The organism is Candidatus Manganitrophus noduliformans (assembly GCF_012184425.1).
GTDB lineage: Bacteria > Nitrospirota > Nitrospiria > SBBL01 > Manganitrophaceae > Manganitrophus > Manganitrophus noduliformans.
In genome coordinates, this window is record NZ_VTOW01000001.1 from 569,331 (window position 1) to 591,570 (window position 22,240).

At 59.3% G+C, this 22,240-nt stretch carries 19 protein-coding genes and 1 riboswitch; of the genes, 8 read left to right on the plus strand and 11 right to left on the minus strand.

Features of this window, described 5'->3' with window-relative positions:
* The first annotated feature begins 74 nt into the window (after positions 1-74).
* The 4 genes from ureB to ureG all read left to right on the plus strand — a co-directional run bounded on the left by ureB (position 75) and on the right by ureG (position 3,689).
* Positions 75-446, plus strand: coding sequence for an urease subunit beta (ureB, locus tag MNODULE_RS02740; RefSeq protein ID WP_168057950.1), 372 nt, complete (start codon positions 75-77; stop codon positions 444-446).
* Entirely contained in the window at positions 443-2,161 is a 1,719-nt protein-coding gene (gene ureC, locus MNODULE_RS02745) for an urease subunit alpha (protein WP_168057951.1), read from the plus strand. The genes ureB and ureC overlap by 4 nt, the downstream gene beginning before the upstream one ends.
* A gap of 48 nt (positions 2,162-2,209) precedes the next feature.
* A complete protein-coding gene (locus tag MNODULE_RS02750) occupies positions 2,210-2,911 on the plus strand; it encodes an urease accessory protein UreF (RefSeq protein WP_168057952.1) in 702 nt (233 codons plus the stop codon).
* 88 nt (positions 2,912-2,999) lie between these two features.
* A complete protein-coding gene (gene ureG / locus MNODULE_RS02755) occupies positions 3,000-3,689 on the plus strand; it encodes an urease accessory protein UreG (protein ID WP_168057953.1) in 690 nt (229 codons plus the stop codon).
* Between the two features lie 125 nt (positions 3,690-3,814).
* Here the strand turns inward: ureG and MNODULE_RS02760 are convergent, their stop codons facing one another.
* Positions 3,815-6,376, minus strand: a complete 2,562-nt coding sequence (locus MNODULE_RS02760; protein ID WP_168057954.1) for a hypothetical protein — start codon at positions 6,374-6,376, stop codon at positions 3,815-3,817.
* A 153-nt stretch (positions 6,377-6,529) separates the two neighbouring features.
* Positions 6,530-6,625, minus strand: a riboswitch (cyclic di-GMP riboswitch).
* A 110-nt stretch (positions 6,626-6,735) separates the two neighbouring features.
* Between MNODULE_RS02760 and MNODULE_RS02765 the strand changes: the two genes are divergently transcribed.
* Entirely contained in the window at positions 6,736-7,191 is a 456-nt protein-coding gene (locus MNODULE_RS02765) for an LEA/WHy family protein (protein ID WP_168057955.1), read from the plus strand.
* An 11-nt stretch (positions 7,192-7,202) separates the two neighbouring features.
* On the opposite strand, the gene MNODULE_RS02770 is transcribed toward MNODULE_RS02765, so the two are convergent.
* The 7 genes from MNODULE_RS02770 to MNODULE_RS02800 form a co-directional block, all read right to left on the minus strand.
* Positions 7,203-8,354 carry a ribonuclease D gene (locus MNODULE_RS02770; protein WP_168057956.1) on the minus strand — a complete coding sequence of 384 codons (1,152 nt, stop codon included), beginning with the start codon at positions 8,352-8,354 and terminating at the stop codon, positions 7,203-7,205.
* Between the two features lie 23 nt (positions 8,355-8,377).
* Positions 8,378-8,884 carry a TlpA family protein disulfide reductase gene (locus MNODULE_RS02775; protein ID WP_168057957.1) on the minus strand — a complete coding sequence of 169 codons (507 nt, stop codon included), beginning with the start codon at positions 8,882-8,884 and terminating at the stop codon, positions 8,378-8,380.
* Between the two features lie 76 nt (positions 8,885-8,960).
* Positions 8,961-10,091, minus strand: coding sequence for a branched-chain amino acid ABC transporter permease (locus MNODULE_RS02780; protein WP_202882094.1), 1,131 nt, complete (start codon positions 10,089-10,091; stop codon positions 8,961-8,963).
* 13 nt (positions 10,092-10,104) lie between these two features.
* Complete coding sequence (locus tag MNODULE_RS02785) at positions 10,105-11,007, minus strand: branched-chain amino acid ABC transporter permease (protein ID WP_168057958.1); 903 nt, start codon at positions 11,005-11,007, stop codon at positions 10,105-10,107.
* A gap of 1 nt (position 11,008) precedes the next feature.
* Complete coding sequence (locus MNODULE_RS02790; protein WP_168057959.1) at positions 11,009-11,842, minus strand: sterol desaturase family protein; 834 nt, start codon at positions 11,840-11,842, stop codon at positions 11,009-11,011.
* 108 nt (positions 11,843-11,950) lie between these two features.
* A complete protein-coding gene (locus MNODULE_RS02795; protein WP_168057960.1) occupies positions 11,951-13,093 on the minus strand; it encodes a branched-chain amino acid ABC transporter substrate-binding protein in 1,143 nt (380 codons plus the stop codon).
* Positions 13,069-15,372 carry a PBP1A family penicillin-binding protein gene (locus tag MNODULE_RS02800; RefSeq protein WP_168057961.1) on the minus strand — a complete coding sequence of 768 codons (2,304 nt, stop codon included), beginning with the start codon at positions 15,370-15,372 and terminating at the stop codon, positions 13,069-13,071. Before MNODULE_RS02800 ends, MNODULE_RS02795 begins: the two co-directional genes overlap by 25 nt.
* A 104-nt stretch (positions 15,373-15,476) precedes the next feature.
* Here MNODULE_RS02800 and MNODULE_RS02805 point away from each other — a divergent pair, with 104 nt between their 5' ends.
* Positions 15,477-16,181: a TIGR04282 family arsenosugar biosynthesis glycosyltransferase gene (locus MNODULE_RS02805; RefSeq protein WP_168057962.1), complete on the plus strand. Its 705-nt coding sequence runs from the start codon at positions 15,477-15,479 to the stop codon at positions 16,179-16,181.
* Positions 16,178-17,299, plus strand: coding sequence for a radical SAM family heme chaperone HemW (gene hemW, locus MNODULE_RS02810; RefSeq protein WP_168057963.1), 1,122 nt, complete (start codon positions 16,178-16,180; stop codon positions 17,297-17,299). Before MNODULE_RS02805 ends, hemW begins: the two co-directional genes overlap by 4 nt.
* Positions 17,300-17,320: 21 nt before the next feature.
* On the opposite strand, the gene MNODULE_RS02815 is transcribed toward hemW, so the two are convergent.
* The 3 genes from MNODULE_RS02815 to MNODULE_RS02825 form a co-directional block, all read right to left on the minus strand.
* Positions 17,321-18,526, minus strand: a complete 1,206-nt coding sequence (locus MNODULE_RS02815; RefSeq protein WP_168057964.1) for a geranylgeranyl reductase family protein — start codon at positions 18,524-18,526, stop codon at positions 17,321-17,323.
* A 25-nt stretch (positions 18,527-18,551) separates the two neighbouring features.
* Positions 18,552-20,009: a phenylacetate--CoA ligase family protein gene (locus MNODULE_RS02820; RefSeq protein ID WP_168057965.1), complete on the minus strand. Its 1,458-nt coding sequence runs from the start codon at positions 20,007-20,009 to the stop codon at positions 18,552-18,554.
* Positions 20,010-20,147: 138 nt separating this feature from the next.
* On the minus strand, positions 20,148-20,327 hold the full coding sequence (locus MNODULE_RS02825) for a hypothetical protein (protein WP_168057966.1): 180 nt from the start codon (positions 20,325-20,327) through the stop codon (positions 20,148-20,150).
* A gap of 428 nt (positions 20,328-20,755) precedes the next feature.
* Here MNODULE_RS02825 and rimO point away from each other — a divergent pair, with 428 nt between their 5' ends.
* On the plus strand, positions 20,756-22,234 hold the full coding sequence (gene rimO, locus MNODULE_RS02830) for a 30S ribosomal protein S12 methylthiotransferase RimO (protein WP_168057967.1): 1,479 nt from the start codon (positions 20,756-20,758) through the stop codon (positions 22,232-22,234).
* The last annotated feature ends 6 nt before the right edge of the window (positions 22,235-22,240 follow it).

The following is a 22,240-nucleotide window of genomic DNA, read 5'->3' on the forward strand; positions in this document are numbered from 1 at the left end:
GCAGGGTGTCGTCCTCTGTATGGTAGAGACGTCCCGCCGGGAAGTCTCTACAGAGGCCTAATGAGGAAAACATAATGATTCCAGGAGAATATTTCATCGCCGACGGCGAGATCGAGGCGAACGCCGGCCGGCGGACCATTGAGATGACCGTCACGAATACCGGCGACCGGCCGGTTCAGGTCGGCTCTCATTTTCATTTCTTCGAAGTGAACCGATCGCTTTCCTTCGATCGGGAGGCCACATTCGGGATGCGGCTGAATATCCCCTCGGGCGGCGCGGTCCGGTTCGAGCCGGGAGAGAAGAAGCGGATTGTTCTTGTGGCGCTCGGCGGGAGCCGGATTGTCCGAGGATTAAACGGCCTGACCGAAGGCCCGGCGGGATCGGCGCAGAAGAGCGCGGCGTTGATGCGGCTTCGGGAAAAGGGATTTCAGGAGGGAAACTCATGAGTCTGAAGATCCCGCGGCGGGTCTATGCCGAAATGTTCGGACCGACGACCGGCGACCGGGTCCGCCTGGCCGACACCGACTTGATCATCCGGATCGAACGGGACCTGACCGTTTATGGGGACGAATGCAAGTTCGGCGGGGGGAAAGTTCTCCGCGACGGGATGGGGCAGTCGGTCGGGGCGACGTCGGAACAAGGGGCGCTCGATTTGATTATCACGAATGCGTTGATCCTCGATTACTGGGGGATCGTGAAGGCCGATATCGGGATCAAGGGAGGCCGGATCGTCGGAATTGGAAAAGGGGGGAATCCGGAGATCATGGACGGCGTGACCGCCGGGATGGTGGTCGGCGCCGCCACCGAAGTGATCGCCGGCGAGGGGATGATTGTCACCGCCGGCGGGATCGACTCCCATATCCACTTCATTTGCCCGCAGCAGATCGATGAAGCCATCACCTCCGGGATTACGACAATGATCGGCGGCGGGACGGGACCGGCCACCGGGACGAACGCGACCACCTGCACCCCGGGGCCGTGGAATCTCGCCCGGATGCTCCAGGCGGCCGACGGCTTTCCGATCAACCTTGGTTTTCTCGGAAAGGGGAACGCGTCGTCGACGGCGCCGCTGGAGGAGCAGATCCTCGGCGGAGCGATCGGGTTGAAGCTGCATGAAGATTGGGGTACCACCCCGCGCGCCATCGACACCGCGCTCACAGTCGCCGATCGGTTCGATGTCCAGGTGGCGATTCATACCGATACCTTGAACGAGGCCGGTTTCGTCGAGGCGACGATCGAGGCGATCGCCGGGAGGACGATCCATGCCTATCACACCGAAGGAGCCGGCGGCGGACATGCCCCCGATATTATCCGCCTCTGCGGGGAGGCGAACATCCTGCCGGGATCAACCAATCCAACCCGGCCGTTCACGGTCAACACGATCGACGAACATCTCGACATGCTGATGGTCTGCCATCACCTCGATCCTTCGCTCCCGGAAGATGTCGCCTTTGCCGACTCCCGGATTCGCCCCGAGACGATCATGGCGGAGGATATTCTTCACGATCTCGGCGCCTTTTCGATCATGGCCTCCGACTCCCAGGCGATGGGGCGGGTGGGGGAGGTGATCCTCCGGACCTGGCAGACGGCGAGCAAGATGAAGGGACAGCGCGGCCCGCTGCCGGAAGAGGGGGAAGGAAGCGACAACCTCCGGGCGCGGCGGTACATCGCCAAATACACGATCAATCCGGCGATCGCGCATGGGATCGCCGACGAGGTCGGATCGCTCGAAGTGGGAAAGCTGGCCGATCTGGTCCTCTGGCGGCCGGCGTTTTTCGGGGTGAAGCCGGAGCGGGTGGTGAAGGGGGGTATGATTCTCCGGGCGGCGATGGGCGATCCGAACGCCTCGATCCCGACCCCGCAGCCGGTCCTCTACCGTCCGATGTTCGGCGCCTTCGGGGGCGCTCCCTATGAAAACAGCATCACCTTTCTCTCCAAGGCGGCGGCGGAGACCGGCCTCGCGGCGAGCCTGGAGCTGAGGAAAAGAACTGTTGCGGTGCAGGGTTGCCGGCGGATCGGGAAACGGGAGATGTGGCTGAACGATGCGCTCCCGCGGATCGAGGTGAACCCGGAGACCTACGAGGTCAGGGCCGACGGGGTTCTACTGCGCTGCGAGCCGGCACAGAAGCTGCCGATGGCGCAGCGGTATTTTTTGTTTTAAACGGTGTAGGGGCGTATTGCAATACGCCCCTACATGCATGGACCGGAAATGAATCTTTCTCCAAAAGATCTCCTCGGCCTTCTTCAATGGTGCGACTCCCTCTTCCCGGCGGGGGGGTATGCCCACTCCTTCGGTCTGGAAGAAGCGGTCCGGGAGGGGAGGGTGCGGGACGGCGAAGGGCTCTTTCGGTCGATTCGGGCAAAGTTGATCTACTCGGTTTTTCCAGGGGAGTGCGTCCTCATCAGGAAAGCGAATGCGGCAGCCGTGCAGGCGGATTTGAAGACGCTCTCCGCTTTGGATGAAGAGGGAATGGCGATGCGGCTGCCGATGGAATTCCGGGAGGGAAGCCGGGCCATCGGGCGGCGCTGGATTCAGATGACGGCCGATCTTTATCCCTCTTCGTGGACGAGAGGATGTCTGGAAGCATTGAAGGAGGGACAGCTTCGGGGCGATCCGGCCGTGGCTTTTGCGCTGGCGGGCGTGGCCGCCGAGCGGCCGATGGTTCCGACCCTGATCGGATATCTCTATGGGATGGCGTCAGGGCAGGTCTCGGCGGGGCTGCGGCTGTTGCCGATCGGCCAGGGGGAGGGGCAGCGGATCCTCGCCCGGCTCTGGAAGGAGATTTGCGAGGGGGGAGCGCTGGAGCACGTTCTCTCGGAACGGGAGGTGGCCCCGGCTTCATTCCAGCCGGCGTTGGAGATTCGCAGCATGCGGCATGAAATGGCCGAGATGCGGTTGTTTCAGTCGTAGGGTGTGGGGTATGGCGCACCTGGTGAGAAGATCTGTAACGAACACGGTTATTCGGCGCCGGCCCCACATATAAATTGGAGGGAAGGGGATGGGAGGATTTCATGATCATGAGCCAGTCGCTCCGACGCCGCGGCAGCTCCGCCTGCCGGTCCGTATCGGGATCGGCGGTCCGGTCGGTTCCGGGAAAACCGCCCTCACTGAAAGGCTCTGCATGCGGCTGCGGGATCGGTATCATCTGGCGGTCGTGACCAACGACATCTACACCCGCGAGGATGCCGAGTTTCTGATCCGGGCGGGGGCTTTGGAAAAAGAGCGGATCATCGGCGTCGAGACCGGCGGCTGTCCCCACACGGCGATCCGGGAGGATGCTTCCGGAAACCTCCATGCCATCGATCAGCTGGTCCATCGGTTTCCCGATTTGGAATTAATCTTCGTCGAGAGCGGCGGGGATAATCTGGCCGCCACCTTCAGCCCGGAGCTGGTCGATCGGGCGATTTATGTGATCGACGTGTCCGCGGGGGACAAGATTCCGCGCAAAGGAGGTCCCGGAATTACCCGGTCCGATCTGCTCGTCATCAACAAAATCGATCTCGCCCCATACGTCGGGGCCGACCTCGGCGTCATGGACCGGGATACGAAAAGAATGCGCGCCGATCGTCCCTACATCTTCACCAATCTCAAAAGGCTGGAAGGCCTGGATGAGGTCTGCAGGTGGGTCGAAGAAATTCTTGCCGAGGCGCTATCGGTAGAGAAGAAAGCGGTTTTTCCTCGTCCATAAATAGAGAAGAGGGGGCGCCTTTCGGCGTCCCCTCTTCGCGCGGGCACAGGAGGGGTGTATCATCCCACGACGTTGCCCGACGCCGTGGATCCCCCCGCCCTGGCGGGCGGGGTACTCCTTTGAATCTACTCCACTAAAATCCCTTCCGAGTACTTCACGCCGTCGGTCTCCGGCACATCTCCCATGTTGTGATCGACCAATACGGGAACCGAGTTGAGGTCGATGCTGTCGGCAACGCTGATGTCGAGATCGCCTGGATCATTCTCCAGGACGGCCAAGAACTGGCTGACCTCCAGCGGTTTCACCAGGTAGCCCTTGGTCTGATCATCGGCATCGGTGACCTGGGTGCCGGCCGGGATGTTAATGATCTTATTGGAGATATCCTCCGTCATCACGTGACCGTTCTTGAAGAGCTCGTGGAAGAGATCCGGCAAGCCGTGCATCCAGCCGTCATACTGAAGCGCGAGAGACTTTTCCTCTCCCGCATTGTTGGTCAACGTCACCGGCAGGAGGCGAACCGGGTCGCTCAGCAGGACGTAGTTGTTGCTGGCATCTTTGAGGTATTGCTGACTTCCCCACATGTCTCCCTCTCTTGGGTAGTCCCAGTTAAACTGGTTGGTTGTCTGGTTGCCGTTGACATAAGCGACCAGTCCCCACTGCCCATTCGTGACCACTTGCCCCACCTGAGGAGCGGGGTTCGAGGATTGATCCGTCTGGCCGATCGTTTTGTAGACCAGCTTCATGAAATTGGCGCTGTTCGGATCGGTAACGAATTCAAACGTCGATTCGGTGTCCGGCGACCAAGACGACTTGAAGACGGTGCCGGTTGGGACAAAGGTCGAAGCGTTTACCGGATTTGCCGTGCTCTGAATCTCGATCTTCACCTCGTAACCGGTGCTGGTCCGCTTGACGATATAATTGGCCCCCCGGCTGTTGATGTAGAACTCCCGGTCGAGCGGCATGGTGTAAGGCTTGTCGCCCGTCTCGCTAGGGGCGAACTCGGGTGTCCAGGTCTCGGTATCGAAACCGGTTAACGTTTTCTCAACCCAGCCGGTTCCGTTGTACATGATGTAGATCGACCCGCCGATGTTGACCCAGAGAAATTCATTGTCGCTCGGCGTATAAAGAGTCGAGGTCGCGGTGGTCCTTCCAGTGGAAGAATCGAACGTGCCGACGTAGAAACCGGCGCCGCTCGGCCCGTCCGCCAGATAGACGTAGTTGGTCGGTGGGTTATTTTGATCACAACCGTTGCATTGATTGATATTCACGAACTTTCTATTGTCGTTCTCGCCGACAATCAGTGAATCGAACGCCGTGAATTTGCTGGCGCAATTCTGCTGGAAAAACCCGGTATCTGGGTCGAAGGTATGGGTGCATTCATACCAACCCGCCCCGTCCGGCCCCGATGCGAGATATCGGAGCTCGAAATTCGAATTGACCCAGGTTTCGACCGGGATTCCCTTGACGTCATTGACATTGGCCGCGACCGCCGTCCGCTTCGTTAGGGTTCCAACGAATGGGGCCGAGACGGTGTAGGTCTCCGCATTCTGCTGCGGTCCTCTGTCTTGACGGGTGACCGTCGTCCCCTGAGGGATCGTTCCACCGTCGGACCAGAGCGAATGACGACCCTGCCAGGCGCCATAGTAGGCGAACCGGTGGCGGCCCTCGCCGTCGGTGTAGTCCACGGGGAAGCCGAATGACTTGGTCTTCATAATATCCTGGCCGGTTGTGCTGTCGAACAGACCGTAACGATGGGTCATGTCGTTGACGGAAGTCCGGTCTTTATATTGAACGGCGCCCTCTGCTTTTTGAAGGGCCAAGTGGTTCGCGTTGTAGGCATATTTTGCGACCACCGGGGCCGGGTTGCAGTCGGGCTGATGGCAGCTCTCCCAATCGGGGAACATCACCTTGCCATAACCATCCGTCTCAGACCGATTCATAATCGCCTTCATTTCATGGGGAGGCGCATCGGTCGATTCGGTCTGGCGCTCGTTGATGCGAATGACGGAGCGGCCGTTTGCATCGACACCGGCATCCGCCGCAAAGAAGGAGTCGGGTGAATCGCCAAATTTGACATTGAGCTTCCAAACGCCGTAGTCGCTATAGGAGCCATCTTCCTTGCGTGTCGCCGATTGGTATATTTTAAACTCGGCTTTAATGAGACGGTTGATGTCGGCCTCGTCGATCCAAACCCGGACGCGATTGACGTCCTGGCCGTCCTCCTCAATCATCGCCGAATCGACGACCCACGGCTCCAGACTCTTGGTCTGGACGCCGTTCTGCTCGTCCTGGAAGGAGACCATCGCTTTGTACGGTCCCTGATTGACGTTGGCCTCGTCGGCGTAGTTCGTCTGAGCCAGCGCTGCGAGGACCTCTTCGATGATATCGAACTGCTCCAGCGTGTGCTCGTTCACATATTTGCGGGTGACGGCCTTGCTGTAATCTGTGTTCGGGTCGGTCGCCGCCTGCTTCAACGCGGAGAGCTTTGATTTCAACCCCGGCTTGGTGACCCCTCCGACGCTTCCGGAAAGATTGGTCGGCACCGCCGAGATTTCGGTCGGCACCTCGAAGCCGGCCGACTGAGAGCCACCACCACCCGATGAACTGCTTCCTCCTCCGCCTCCGCAGGCAGCCAGACTGAGGCTTAAGATCAACGAAGCCGAAGCCACTGCAAGTAACCTATTCATTTGTTGCCTCCTGTTTGTGTTTCGATGTGTTCTCTCGGACGACCTAGAAATGGGCAGCCTCTCGTTTGCATCCTTGCAAAATAAAAAAGCCCATTTCCAAACTCTAGAAATGGGCTGCGCATATAAATAAGGATAGAGCGATTCTTATTTATCCAGGGCAGCCCAACTAGCATGCCGGCGACTCCTTTCGCCCGGCGAAGCCTTGAAGCTTTGCGCCCCAACCTTTCGGTTGGTTTGCCTTTATCTTGGATTCAGACTTTGTTCGTGGTAAAAGATACCAAAAAGTAATATTTTGTCAAGGGCGGAAGAGGAAAAAAGAGACCTTTGACAAAGATTGTTCAATGCCGTAGTCTCAACGGATGCAGAAACGGTTTGTATCCTTCTCCCTTTTTGTTATTTTTCTCCTCCAGGCGTTCTTCGGCTGCTCGCCGGCCCGGTTTCTTTCCAAACCGGAATGGCGCCTGCAAGGAATTCGGATCGACCGGATCGATCTTTCGGGGGCCTCGGTGGGTCTGGCTCTACGCATTACCAATCCGAACCCCGTCGGCGTGACCGTCCGGCATCTGACGTATCAATTTTATTTACATGAAGTGAAAATTGCGGAGGGAGAGATGACAGCCCCCTTCGAGCTGCCGAGGCACGAATCGATCGATGTTGTCCTGCCGGTGCAGATGAGCTTCAAAGAGGCGCGCGAGCTGGCGCCGCTATTGAGACAAAAAACGGAGGAGATCGACTATCGATTAGAGGGGGAGATCACCTTGCAGGCAATGGGGACGGAGAAGCGTTTTCAGCTTCATCATGCTGGAAAGAGGTAATCTGGAGGGGGTCACTCTTTACGGGCCTTGGGCGGGGTGGAGATTTCCTTGAGGAGGAGTTCTCCGTAGCGGTGGATCTGCCACTCCCGAAGGGATGCGACTTCCCGGAGCGCCTCGATCGATTTCGGCGTCCGCTTGGCGATATCGCGCAGCACGCCGCTGGTGACCACCATCGCCGGCTCCACCCCTTCTTGCTCCGCCTGTTTGTTTCGCCACTCTTTCAAGCGGGTCAACAATCGTTCTTGTTCAGGAGTAAGCGGGGCGCTGCCGTTTCGCTCGACTTTCGGGAGCGGATCGGTCGTTGTCAGTCCCTTTGCCACGGCATTCAGCCAGAGGGCCGGATTTCGAAAGACCGGCGCCGTTTCCCTGGGGAAAAGCCGCTTCAAATCCTCCTCTGATCGGGGCGATTCTTTGGCCATCTTAATGAGATCATCATTAGAGATGATTTTAAACGGCGGGCGGTTTCTCTTTTTCGCCAGATGGTTGCGCACTACGGCGAGCTCCCGTAAAACTTTTTGAGAAGCGGCGGGGAGGACGCGCGCCCCTTTGATGCGCAGGTAATCATCCGGCTCGAAGGTTTTCCCGCTCCAGGTGATCGCTTCCAGCAGCCGGCATTCCTCTTCGATTTGGTCCATCCTTCCTTTTTCCGCGATTTCCTTTTTCAGAAGCTCGTAGAGCGGAACCAAGTAGGCGGTGTCTTGGGCGGCGTAATCCAATTGATCCTTCGGAAGGGGACGGATCGACCAGTTCGATTTTTGATGGGTCTTCGAAAGGTTTAATTGGAAATAACGCGCAATCAGATTCTGAAGGGAGAATTCTCGAACCCCCAACGCGCGCGCCGCCAAGGCGGTGTCGAAGATCGGGCCGATGTTGAACCCGAAGTCGCGCTTCAACGACACCAGATCATAATCGGCGCCGTGAAAAATTTTTAAGATCGATCGCTCTTCGAGAAGCGCGCCGAGCGGTTCCACTGTTTCAAGAAGGAGCGGATCGAAGATGAAGTGCCGCTCCGCTCCGGAGATCTGAATCAGACTGACCCTCTCCTGATAGCTGTAGAGGGAGTCCCCTTCCGTGTCGACGCCGATGATAGGGGCGCCGCGCAAGGCATCGACCGCCTCGCTGAAGGCGTCCGGTGTCGTGATGTAGTCGTAATGAAAATCCATTTCAGTCTGACAGTCCAGTCTGGTTATGCCTCTTTTAAGAGTTGTTGCAACGCTTCTTGGAATTCGCGGCGCTCGAAGAAGCCGCCGCTAAAATGATGCAGGACCAGCTCCCCCTTTTTATTCAATAGAAAGAGGGTGGGGGTGAACTGCGCTCCGAATCGGGTGGAGACCCGATCGTTCGAATCGTAGAGGACGGGAAAATTGAAAACATCGGGGTGTGATTTTACATAGCCCCGGATGTTCGCCTCCGAATCTTTAAACCCGATGGCGATCACCTGAAACGGTTTCCCCTTCATCTTTTCTTTGAGGTCGCGAACCTTCGGTAGTTCGTGTTTGCACGTACCGCACCAGGAGGCCCAGAAGATGAGCAGGGTCGGCTTATCGAGCAGGTCTTTGTCGGTGTATTTTTCCCCGTCGAGGGAAAGAAGCTCGAACGGCGGGACTTTGGGGCCGCCGGCATCCGCGTGGACCCCTCCCAACAAGAAAAGGGAGAAGAGAAGCACCATCACGAAGGAAAGGCTCTTTCTCATCTGATTTCCTCCTTTATTTCGGTCTTACTCGTTTTTATCACAGCCCCCGCCCTTTCGCAAGCTGCCTTACGTAGATCTAATGACGCTTTCCGAGGAGACCCTGAGGACGGAAGATCATCATGACCACCAGCGCCGCGCCGAAAATCAGCATCCGATAACTCGTCAGGCCCCGGAGAAGCTCCGGCAAGACGGTCAGGAGGAAAGCGCCGAGGATCGCGCCGGGAAGACTCCCCATCCCCCCCAATACGACCATCGAGAGGACCCGGACCGATTCGAGAAAGGTAAAGCTCTCCGGCGAGACAAACGTATACTTGGCCGCAAAGAAGACCCCCGCCACCCCGGCGATCCCGGCCCCCAATGCGAAGGCGAGGATTTTCATCTGGGTGGTGTTGATTCCCATCGCTGCCGCGGCGAGCTCATCTTCACGGATCGCGATCCAGGCCCGGCCGATTTGAGAATGGGTCAATCGGTAGATGGCCAGGACCGTGACGAGGAGGAGCGCGAGAACGAGGTAATAAAAATGGATCGGCTGACGGAGGACGAATCCGGGCAGCTCCGGCCGCCCGATGCTCAAGATTCCATTTGGGCCGTTCGTGACCGAGTCCCAGTTATTGAAGACCAGATAGATGATCTGGACGAAGCCGAGGGTCACGATCGCCAGATAATCGCCCCGAAGGCGCAGCGTAATCGTCCCGAGGATCACGCCGAACGCGGCGGCGACCGCCCCGCCGAGCGGAAGACCGAGCCAGAAAGAGAGGCCGATGCCGGTGGAGAGGAGGGCATAAACATAGGCCCCGATCCCATAGAAGGCGGCGTAACCGAGATCGAGAAGACCGGCGTAACCGACCGTGATGTTCAGCCCGACCGCCAGCAATGCGTAGAGTCCCGCCAGGCTGAGGATGTCGATGTAGTAGTTGTTCAGAAAAAGAGGAAGGACGAGGAAGAGGGCACCCCCTCCGGCGAAGAGCGCCGCCCGATTCACCCGGGCGATCGTCTCTCCAATTTCCCTCACCCGCCTTCGAAAGAGGATCATCCCGGTATGGAGAGGCTCGCTCCTCCCCCAGATCATCATCCCCTGCCAGAAGATCCCGCCGGCCGCCAGGATCAAGGCGAGCTTCCCCGCCTCTTGCCACCCCATGAAGGGAAGGGTGAGCAGCCCCATCCAGAGGCCGATCAATAGCGAATTCTTTAACACGGAGATCGACAAATTATTCCTTTGATCACGCCCGTTCCGGGACCTTTTCGCCGAGCAGGCCCGAGGGACGGAAGATGAGGACGAAGATTAAAATCAAAAAGGCGAAGCCGTCTTTAAATTCGCTGGAGATGTAGGCGGCGCCGAGGCTTTCGACCAGTCCCAGCAGCAGCCCGCCGACCATGGCGCCCGGGATGTTTCCGATCCCGCCGAGGACCGCCGCGGTGAAGGCTTTGATGCCGGCGACGTAGCCGATAAAAAAATGGACCACCCCGTAATACATCGCCACCATCACCCCGGCGACGGCGGCGAGGATCGACCCGATCGCAAAGGTCACCATGATCACCCGGTCGATCGGGATGCCGCAGAGCGACGCCATCGTTTTATCCTGCGCCGTCGCCCGCATCGCCTTCCCTAGGCGGGTCTTTCGAATAAAGAAGTGCAGCGTTCCCATCAGAACGACCGAAGCGAGGAGGATGAAGAGCTGAATTCCGCTGATCGGAAGGCCCGCTTCGGCGATCGGACCGGTCGGAAGAATGTGGGGGAAAACCTTGTCGCCCGATCCCTGCGTCAACATCACATAATTTTGAAGAAAGATCGACATCCCGATCGCCGAGATCAGCGGCGCGAGCCGGTGAGCGTGCCGAAGCGGCCGGTAGGCGATCCGCTCCAACGTCATCCCATATCCGGCGCAGGTCGCCGCCGAGAGGAGAAAGGTCAGAATGAGCGAGAGGAAAAGATGCGATTCGGTCAGGCCGGCGACGGTGAAGAGGCCGAGGAAAATGATCCCGAGATAGGCGCCGATCATGTAGATCTCGCCGTGGGCGAAGTTGATCAGCCCCAAAATGCCGTAGACCATGGTGTAGCCGAGCGCCACCAGCGCATACACCGCGCCGAGGGTAAGGCCGTTGATCAATTGCTGTAAAAACATGCTAGGTCCTTGTCTCTTTCGGGGTGCTTTCGGCGATGGCGCTGCTACAGCCTCGGCCGAACGGCATCACCATCAGCTTCAAAAAAGTGCGGTCTTCCGGATTCGGGTACTCCTTCAAGCCGATGTTCAACCGCTCCTGCGGCGCCATCCGGTAGGTTCCGATCGACCGGTCCCAAAACGAGAAGATCGTCGAGTAATTCGAATTGGTCTCCGCCGGAACATCCGAGTGGTGGACCCGGTGCATATCGGGGGTGACGAAAACCCAACGCACCGCCGACTCCAACGGCTCCGGAATTTTGAGGTTGCTGTGTTGGAACTGCGCTGCGAGCAGCAGCGCTCCTTCGAAGATCACCACGGAGATCCACGCCGGCCCTAAAAGGGCGATCGCCCCCAACCGCAAAAGAATCGACACGCCGATCTCCGCCGGGTGAAACCGGGAGGCCGACGTGACATCGAGGTCCCGGTCGGTGTGGTGGACCCGGTGGAGCCGCCAGAAGAGCGGCACCCGATGATACGCCATGTGCCACAAATAGGTGACGAAGTCAAGGTAGAGCAGGGAAAGAAAAATATTCCAGCCGAGCCCCGCCGGAAAGAGATGGAGCAGCCCGATCCCGCGCGTCTCCAAAAACCGGGCGTAAGCGACGACCGCCCCGCCGAAGGCGATGCCGAGGAGGAGCGTGTTCCCCCCCGCGATCAGCAGATTCAGACCATAGTGGCGAAAAATCGGATCGACCCGTTTTCGAAAAGGGAAGAGGTTCTCGATCGCCATGAACAGAAAGAGACCGGCGAAGCCGGCCAGGCCGCGCAGACCGGTGGGGGTGAGAAGGATATCCATAATGTGCAGAGGGTCTCGCTTATGATAACTTATGCTATGTATAGATATAGAAAGGAATTCCACCGAGGGAAGGAAGATCGGGATGAATTTCCGATGGCCGGCGATTCTTTATCCCTGCGGCTTCCAGAACTCCTCGAACTTGCCGTTTTTGGTGATCCAGACGATGTAGGGGGACTTCTTGACGTCTCCCTTTTCGTCGAACTCGATGTGGCCGAGCGCCCCGTCATAGTTCACATTCCGCATGATCTCGGCGACCCGCTTCCCATCTTTGATCTTTCCCTCCTTCTCGGCTTCCGCGAGCGCAGTCAGAAGGATGTTTGCGGCGTCATAGGAGTAGATGGCGTAGGGGGCGAGCTCGTTTCCATATTTGGCCTTGTATTTTTCCAGAAATTCTTTCGCTTCCGGCATGTTTTCGGGATCGGGGGTGAAGGTGAGGTAAGTCCCTTCGGCCGCCGCCCCGGCGATCTCGATGAACTTCGGATCGATGACCCCGTCGCCGCTGAGCATCGGGGCGGTGAGGCCGACCTCTTTCGCCTGCTTGGCGAGCTGTCCCCCCTCCGGAAAGACCCCGCCGAAGAAAAAGAGCTCCGGATTCTTCCCTTTGATCGAGGTAAGGATGCCCCTGAAATCTTTGTCCCCCTGAGTGACCCCGTCAAAGGAGACGACCTCGGTCTCCGGATGGGCGGCAAGACTTTTTCGAAACTCTTCGGCCAGCCCCTGGCCGTAGGTCGTCTTGTCGTGAAGGATGGCCACTCTCTTTAACTTGAGTTGTCCTCCGGCGAAGTCGGCAGCCACCTTCCCCTGCTGATCGTCCCGGCCGCAGACGCGGAAGACGTTCCAAAATCCTTGATCGGTCAATCTCGGATTGGTTGAGGCGGGGGTGATCATCGGAACACCGGACGAATGGTAGACAGCCGAGGCGGGGATCGACGCACTCGAATTAAAATGTCCTACCATCCCGACGATGCCGGAATTCACCAGCTTGTTCGCCACCGAGACCGCCTGTTTTGGGTCGTGCTGATCGTCGCCGACTTCCAGGCGGAGCTTCTTCCCGTTGATCCCGCCGCGCGCATTCCACTCCTCCACCGCCAGGCGCGCCCCCCGCTCGACATCCCCCCCGAGCTTGCTCTGATCGCCGGTCATCGGGCCGGCGACGCCGATCACAATCTCGGACGGACCCTCGGCCCCCTTCTGGCAGCCGGCGAGGGCGCTCGCGAGGATTGCGATTAAAAGAAAAGCCGTTCGAACCATTTGAGAATTCCCCCTCGACATGATTGTGTCGGCTCCGTCCCTTCGATGAAGGCTTCTTCCTTCCCATCGAGACAGGTCTTTCCATTTTCATTCACCCGCTCGAAGACGATCCCGGCCGGCGGGGGGAAGTCGGTCGGCGATGTCGCCACGACCGCTTCCTTCATAAAGGCAGTCCAAATGGGCAATGCCGCCGCGGCCCCCGTCAACTCCACCGGGTCGTTCTGATCGAACCCCACCCAAACGACGGTGACCAGCTCCGGGGTATACCCGGCAAACCAGGCGTCCCGCTCATCGCTGGTGGTTCCGGTTTTCCCGGCGGCCGGACGATCGAAGCCGAGCCGCCGGACCCCTTGCCCGGTGCCCGACTCGATCACCCCTTTCATCAGATGGGTGACGAGAAAGGCCGCCTGCGGCGAGATCACTTCGAACGGCGGCATTTCCTCCGAGTCGGGGGAGTCGAGGCGGAGATTGGCCGGATCGATCACCCCTTCCACAAAGAGCGGGTCGCGCTTGATTCCTTGACTGGCCAACGTCGCGTAGGCGACCGCCATCTCCAGGGGCGAAACCTCGGAGGTTCCGAGCGCCAGCGAAGGAAGATCTTTCAAAGGGCTGATCACCCCCAACGCGCGGGCAACGTTGCTGATCTTTTCGATCCCGACCTCTTGCGACAGACGAACGGTCGCAGTGTTCAGCGACTGCTCGAGCGCGGCACGCAGCGTCACCGGCCCGAGATAGTTTCGATCGTAATTCTGCGGCGACCAGTCGCGGCCTCCCGCCTGCAGGGTGATCGGAGCATCCTCGACCAGGCTGATCGGCGTATACGGTCCTCTCCCGTTGGCCGCTTCTTCAAAGGCGGCCAGATAGACGAACGGCTTGAAGAGCGATCCCGGCTGGCGGCGCGCCTGCGTCACCCGGTTGAATTGGCTGGTGCCGTAGTCGCGTCCCCCGACCAGCGCCCGGACCTCTCCGGTTCTGGGGTCGATCGCCACCAAGGCCGCTTGAATCTGCCGATCCGGTTCGGCCCGCTTCAGGTGGGAGTATTGCCGCTCCAGCATCCGAAGCCCGTCGCGGAGCTTTTCCTCGGCGATCCGCTGCAGCTCGACATCGAGCGCGGTGAAGATCCGAAGCCCGCCCGAGTTGAGAAGATCGCCGGGGTAGGCCGCCGCCAGACGCTGGCGGACCTCATCGACGAAATAGGGGGCGGCGTTCAACCGCTCTTTCACCTTCCGGCCGGAAACGGTCTCTGCGCGGGCGTTGATGTATTGACGAAGGGTGATCTTCTCTCCCGCGAAGAGGGTTTCCAGGACCAGGTTGCGGCGCTGAATCGCCTTCTTCAGATTTTTCTGAGGAGAGAGGGTATTCGGAGAGCGGATCATCCCGGCCAGCAGCGCCGACTCTCCCATCGTCATCTCGCCCGGCGGCTTGCCGAAGTAGAACCAGGAGCCCTGGCCGATTCCGTAGATCCCCATGATTCCGTTTTGGCCGAGATAAATTTCGTTCAGGTAGGTCTCGAGGATCTCCTCTTTGCTATAGCGCCGCTCCAGGAGGAGCGCCATGATCGCCTCATTGACCTTTCGGTTCCAGGTCCGCTCGCTGTCGAGATAAAAATTCTTGACCAGCTGTTGCGTGAGGGTGCTCCCTCCCTGGACGATCCCGCCGGCGCGAAGATTGGCCCAAGCGGCGCGCAAGATGCCGCGCGGATCGATCCCTCTGTGCTCGTAGAAGCGGCGGTCTTCCATGGCGAGGATGGCATCGATCAGGATCGGCGGGGCCTCCGACAATCCGATCAGGCTCCGCTCCTCCCAGATCCCCTCATAAAATCCCCCGATCACCTCCGGCTCGATCGGTACCCGGTCGAGATCTTCCGCGAGTGAAAGATCGACGATCCGATCGATCTGCCTCCCGGTGGAAAAGGAAAGACTCACCGGAATGCCTTGCTGAAGACGGTCAGGGTAGGCGAAGTCGTGGAGAAAGATCTCCAGGCCGTCATGGGTCAGATAATACTCCCCCGACTTTCGGACCGGCCGCTTCACCGGATGATAATTCAATCGTTTGAGCCGGGAGACCACGTGACTCTTCTCAATATCGAGGCCGGGAGAGAGGACGAGCGGGGCCGAGTAGATCTTGGACGGGAGCTTCCACCGCTGGCCCTCGAACTTTGTGATCACCTGATAATCGAGGTAGGCGATATAAACTGCGGTGAAAGAAAGGAGCAGGAGGGAGAGTCCCAGGAAAATGCGGAGAGGTCGGCTTTTTCGTTTTTTCTTCATTAGAAGCATTTATACCATCTTTCCCTTGTAAATTCAATGGAAAAGGCTGTTTCCGTTGACAGCCGCGGTGAATCATGATAATCCTCGACCGAAGAATCTTGTAGGAACCCTCCATGACCGAGACGCAAAAAAAGGCGATCATCATCATCTTCGCCAAAGCTCCCGAACCGGGATTGGTGAAGAGCCGTCTTCAATCGATTCTTCATCCGGAAGAACGGGCCCGGCTGCAAGCCGCCATGATCCTCGACACCCTTGCCCTGACCGATTCTCTCCCGGTTCAACGGGCGTTGGCGGCGGCCCCGCCGGCCGATCACCCTTTCCTGGTCCGGTGTGGAGGGGAGCGGTCGATCCCGTTGATTCGTCAGGAAGGAGAAACCCTGGGAGATCGAATGAAGAACGCCTTCGATTGGGGGTTCGGTGAGGGGTTTCAGCGGGTGGTCCTCATCGGGTGTGATGCGCCGACCCTGCCGGCCGATCTGATCCGGCAGGCGGTCGATCGCCTCGAACAGTCGCCGCTCGTGATCGGGCCGAGTCTCGACGGCGGCTACTATCTGATCGGCGCGCGGCCGCCGCTCCCCGATCTCTTCAGCGGGATTCAATGGGGGAGCGATCGGGTCTTGATTTCGACCCTGCGAAGGATCAATGCCGAGAAGCGCGGCTGCGCGCTGCTTCCCTTCTGGTATGACATCGACCGGCCGGGCGATTTGATCTTTCTTAAAGAGACGCTCGCCCTCCACGAGCGGCAAGGAGCGCCGCTTCCGAAGGAGACGCACCAGTTCCTTCGCTCCCTTTCCTGGGAAGGCCGAGAAGAGAGATGAAGCCGATCGGACTCTATATCGATTTCCCTTTTTGTCTTTCCCGTTGCTCGTTCTGCGCCTTCAATATTCAGGGATACCGGGAGGGGTTTGCATCGCGGTATGCCGACGCCCTTCAAAAGGAGATCGCCGCATATGCCGACGCGCCGCTCTGGCGGGACCGTGTCGTCACCACTATTTATTTAGGAGGCGGGACGCCGAGTCTCTACTCCCCGGAGGTCCTCGCCGGTCTTGTGGCGCTCTGTCGGAAACGGTTTCCCGTCGCCCCCGATGCCGAGGTGACGTTGGAGGCGCATCCCGCCACGATCCATCCGGAAAATCTTGCGCTCCTTAGGGAAGGCGGAATCAATCGCCTCTCGATGGGGGTGCAGTCGTTCTCCGATGCGCATCTCGAAGCGCTCGGTCGGCGCCACACGGCGGAGGCCGCGCGCGCCGCCTTCCATGCCGCTCGCTCGGCCGGCTTTGCCAACATCGGGATCGATCTGATCTATGCGCTCCCTGATCAATCCTGTTCAGCCTGGGAGGCCACCCTCCAGGCGGCGATCGATCTTGCCCCGGAGCATCTTTCTTTGTATGGGCTTTCGATCGAGGAGGGAACCCTCTTTGATAAGAAAGCCCGCGCCGGGCTTCTCTCTCTTCCCACCGAGGGGGAGGCGATCATGCAGTATCAAACCGCGCAAGCGCGCCTGGGGGCCGCCGGTTACCGGCACTATGAAATTTCCAACTTCGCCCGGCCCGGCTACGAATGCCGCCACAATCTTCTCTACTGGGATCGGGGCGAGGTCCTCGGCGTCGGCCTCTCGGCCCACACCTACCTCGATCGGGAACACCGCGCGAACACCGACTCGCTCCAGGCCTATTTGGAGAAAATCGCGTCGGGGCATCTTCCGGTCGATCGCACCGAAAAGGTGAGCCCGGAGATGTTGCGGAAAGACCGGATCATCTTCGGGTTGAGAAAGACGGAAGGAATTCCACTCGAATTCCTGAAGGAAGACCCCTCCCTCCGAAAGACCACCGACCGACTCATCTTGGAGGGGCTTCTTTTGATCGATCAACAACAGGTCCGGCTGACCCCTAAGGGGCTGCTTTTGGCGGATGAGGTCGCCGTCGCTTTCCTCTGATCCCGATCATTCATGTGAGCCCTACCGCTGGAACGTCTCAAAGATTTTCGAGGCGAACGGAAACGCCGCGGGCCGGAGCACCAGATCGAGAATCGACCAAAGCGGTCGCAAGTCTTTCCGTATATTTCTATAGCGATCTTCCCCTTGGGTCAACCGGCAGAAGCGGGTCCAGCCGATGAGCCGGCTGAGAGGCCCGTTCGATCGGCGCCAGAGCAGATTGGCTGCAACGGCGGGAGCGAGGTGGAAGAGAGACCACATCTGGAAGGCGATCTGAAGCTCGGGGATCAACTCCCGCTCCACCTCCTGCCGGTAGCCTTCCAGATCGGAGACTTTCCCATCCAAGTGTGCGGCAAGATGTGTGGCCGCCGCCCGGCCGCTCCAGATCGCGCCGTAGATCCCCTCTCCGGTCAGCAGATCGACCAGGCCGGCGGCATCGCCGACCAGAAGGAGGTTGCCATGGATCAGCGGCGTATCGGGACGGCGGATCGGAAGGGGGGCGGCCCGGACTCCCCAGAGCGCCGCCGGGTCGAAGCCGTAACTGCGGACCGCCTCCTCGAACTTCCGGCGCAGGGCCGATCCGACCGACGGCAACCCCCCGATCCCGATGTTGAGATGATCCCCCTTCGGAAAGAGCCAGTGATATCCGCCGGGGACGGCGCCGAGATCGATCCCGACGCGGGTTTGCCACCGCTCCGGGAAGCGGCCGCTCGGGGTGACGTTTCCTTCCAGGGCGAGGATGCGCCAGCGCGGCACGGTCAGTCCGGCGCGCTTGGCGGTCTCCCCATTCGCGCCGTCGGCCGCCACCAAGGTCCGGCCCTCGAACGTTTCGCTGCCTGTTCGGACGATCACCCGGGATCGCTCCCGCTCGATCTCGCGGAGCGGGGTCCGCTCCCGTAGGGTCGCTCCGGCCTTGACCGCCTGTTCGACTAAGAAATGATCGAACCGGTTCCGCTGGACGAGATGAAAAAGCGGCTGCGCTGCATCGCGGGCAAAGCCGCCGCGGCGGGAGAACGTCAGGTCGAGCCCGCGAATCGAGCGTTCGACGACCGGGGCAAGATCAAACGGCAAAAGACGCGCGGCGCGCAGCGTGATCCCGCCGCCGCACGGTTTGTCGCGCGGGAAGGTCGCCTTATCGAGGAGCAGAACCGACATTCCCCGCGCCGCGCACTCCCGGGCCGCGGTGCTTCCTGCCGGACCTCCCCCCACCACAATCACATCATAACGCATCGCAAACCTGAGAGAAGGACGTCAACTACTTTCTCGTGTATCGGTGCTTCACCCCGATTGGAAAATAGTCCGGATCGCCGGACGGCTTCAACGTCACCTCCGGCCGTTGGCGCGCGGCGGGAACGTAGTGGGCGAACTCGCTGTTCAGCCGCAGCAGCTCCCGCTGAATTGATGCGGCGATCGCCTGCCGTTTCTCCTCATCGCCGGTGATCCCCGGCAGGAGCTCGACGGCCACACTGAAGCGCTTGTCCTTCGTTTCGGTCTCTTGCACCTGAAGGACGAACTTCCCGGTGACCCACTGTTTGATCGGCGCTTGCTCCAGGCCGACGGTGACATTCTCCGGGTAAATGTTCGCGCCGTAGTAGGAGACGGTGAAGTCGGCCCGGCCGAAGAGATAAACAAAGGGGAGGGGATAGACGCCGCGCAGGTCGGTCAATGAATCTCCGCCGTTTTCCTTCACGAACCGGAGCATTGTTTCGTAAGGAACGACGCCCCCTTTGTCGGCGATATGATAACGGATGAGCGGCACGCCGTTGTCGCCGGTGACGATCAAGGTCCCCTCCGGCGTGACCTCGAAGAAGCGGCTCAACGGATCGTATTGGACAAGCGTCGGGAGGCGGGATTCTCCGAACCGCTTCCGCGCTGCGGAAGGGTGGGTGGCGAAAAACCGTCGGAGGGTGATGGAAATCGGTGTCTCGTTCCCCATCACCCCGGCATCGGCGGTTCCGTAGAGGGAGGCGGTGTCATGGACCGGATCGCTCGATCCAACCCGCTCGCAGACCAGCGTTCGCCACTCTTCGCTGAAGACCTCGCCCGCGAAGACCATTCTGATCCGATACCGTTTCCAGTCGATCCCCTGCGCAATCCCATGATCGATTACCTCCTTGATAAACGGCGGATAACCGGCGAGGACCACCTGCTCGAAGTGCGGACCCAGGGTCTCGATCACTCGGAAGATCTCGCTCTTGTTGTTCCCCGGCGTGACGAGGGTGATCGGGTAACCCTTCTGGGCAAGATACCGGCAGCAGGCGGCGGTGTACATCCCGCCGACCCAGGTGCCGAGAGCAAAGCAGATCACCGCTAGCGTGGGGCGGCGGTCGGCTTGGAAAGCATCCCTGAAAATCTGCTCGAAACGAAAGGAGACGTCGAGCTCATGTCTCAGAGAGCGGGGCCAGAAGAGGGGGGTTCCGGTCGATCCGGAGGAGACGGCGATCATCTCGCAGTCGTGCAACTTTTCCCCGCGGCAGCGCTGCGGGAGCGGGTAGACGGTCATGTAATTTTGTTTCGTGAGAAGGGGGAGGGTTTGAAAGTCGGCAGACGTTTGAATCCGGCCCGGATCGATCTCTTCGCGTTTTAGGAAGTCGCGGTAGGCGGGAACCTCGGCGGCGACCGAGTGAAAGAGGGTGAGGGCGGCCTGCTCGGGCGATTCGGTCAGATGGCGTGCGAGTCTGGTTTCCAGGGGGGTTGAGAAAAAAGCATCCATCGTGCGGCTCCGCTCATCAGCAAATGTCAGGGTCAGACCATTATACTGAATCGGGGCGGAGCGATTCCACAATCAAAACGAAAATGGACGATTTCAGACAAGATGGATGATTCTGCGCGGTTCCGAAGCGTTCCGACGCTAACCCCTCGCTCTGGAACGACGGGACCGTGCCCTCATCTCGTGCGCCAAGATCACCGGGTCCTCGATCCGCCCGCAGCAGAGACACCGCGCGCCGACATAGTCCCAAGGACGCGATTCGATCGATGTAAATAAAAATTTCTCCGCCACCATCAGCCCGCCGCATTTTCTGCAATTCATTTTATCCCCCCTCGATGTTTGATTGTTGGTATGACGATCATAGGCTAAAGCAAGCAATGTGCCGTGACATGTTAGGAAGGAAAGAGTGAGAAAAAAGGCCGTTTGACGATCCGAAGGGATCAAAATCGGAATCGGTGGGACGGTTTCTCTTCCGGAATTCGGAAGTCTTCCGGAAGGAAGAATGTCTTTCCGCAAGAATATCCCTGCCCTGCTGTATGATTTCGATGCTTTGCTGTATCTCTCCTCGTTCCCTGAAAATCAGGCGGATCGGATCTGGTAAACTACTCGGAGAGGGAAGAACGGTTAAATGAAAAAGAGGGTCCGTCCAATCCAAAGGAGTGGATCTGGAGGGGAGAGGCTGGTTCGCGAAACGCTTGTTTTTCGGGGGAAGTTGGCATACAATAGCCGTTCTTTCCGGAGAGGTCGGTTTGAAATATTCAAATGAAAAGAAAAAGGTCGGGCTGGTCAGCCTCGGCTGCCCCAAGAATCAGGTCGATTCCGAGGTGATGCTCGGATCGCTCCTTCAGGCGGGGTATGAATTGACCGCCGAAGCGGGAGAGGCCGATATCGTGATCGTCAACACCTGCGGATTCATCGATCAGGCCAAAGAGGAGTCGATCGACACTCTCATCGAAATGGGAGAGCTGAAAAAGAGCGGCCGCTGCCAAGCGCTCATCGCTACCGGATGTCTGACGCAACGTTATTCGGGCGATCTCCTCGATCAGCTTCCGGAGATCGACGCCGTCGTCGGGACCGGCGACTTCCCGAAGATCGCCTCCCTCTGCGACGCGCTGCTGAATCCGAAGAGAACAGATAATCGCCCGAGCCTCACCGAGACGCCGACCTATCTCTATCAGCCGGAGACCCCGCGCCTGCGGCTCGGGCCGAAACACTGGGCCTATATCAAAGTGTCTGAGGGGTGTAACTACCGTTGCTCGTTCTGCAGCATTCCCTCTTTTCGGGGGGATCTTCAGAGCCGGACGATCGATTCGGTCGTCCGCGAGGCGCAGGCGCTGGCGGACGAAGGGGTGGTTGAGATCAACCTGATCGCCCAGAGCCTCACCAGCTTCGGTTGGGACCGCCGGAAAAAGGGGGAGCTGGTCACCCTTCTGAAAGCGTTGGTCCGGATCGACGGCCTTCGTTGGATCCGCCTCTTCTATACTTATCCGACCGATTTCACCGACGCGTTGATCGATCTGATCGCCGAGGAGGAGAAGATCTGCCGCTACATCGACCTCCCGCTTCAGCATATTGACGATACCATTCTCAAGAAGATGAACCGGAAGGGGAAGCGGCGCGACATCGAGCGGCTGATCGAGAAACTTCGAGACCGGATCCCCGGCGTCACCCTCCGAAGTACTTTCATTGTCGGTTTCCCGGGGGAGACGGAGAAAGAGTTCCGGGGCCTTTCGGAGTTCATCCGGGAGACCGAATTCGACCGGCTCGGCATCTTCACTTACTCGCTGGAGGAGGGGACCTCCGCCCATCCGCTCGGCGATCCGATTGCGGAAGGGGTCAAGATTAAGCGCCAGAAGGCGCTGTTGGAAATGCAACGGAAGATTTCTCGGCGCAAACACCGGAAGATAATCGGGTCCGTGCAGACGGTCCTGGTCGACGGGCTTTCGAAAGAAAGTGACCTTTTGATCGAAGGGCGACTGGAAGGACAGGCCCCCGACGTGGACGGCGTCGTCCTGATCAATGACCTAGGGGGAATGGTTGGAGGTAGGAACGGAAACCACGACACCGGAGGAGAGGTGGTGAACCCGGGCCGGTTTGTCTCTGTTCGAATCACCGCCGCGCACGATTACGATCTGGTCGGGGAGATCGCGGAGGGAAAAGACGATCTCGCCCCGCCTCAAAAAGAGGAGGCGCTCCTTCCGATGATTTCGCCGTCAATGCATCGGTGAGGGGGC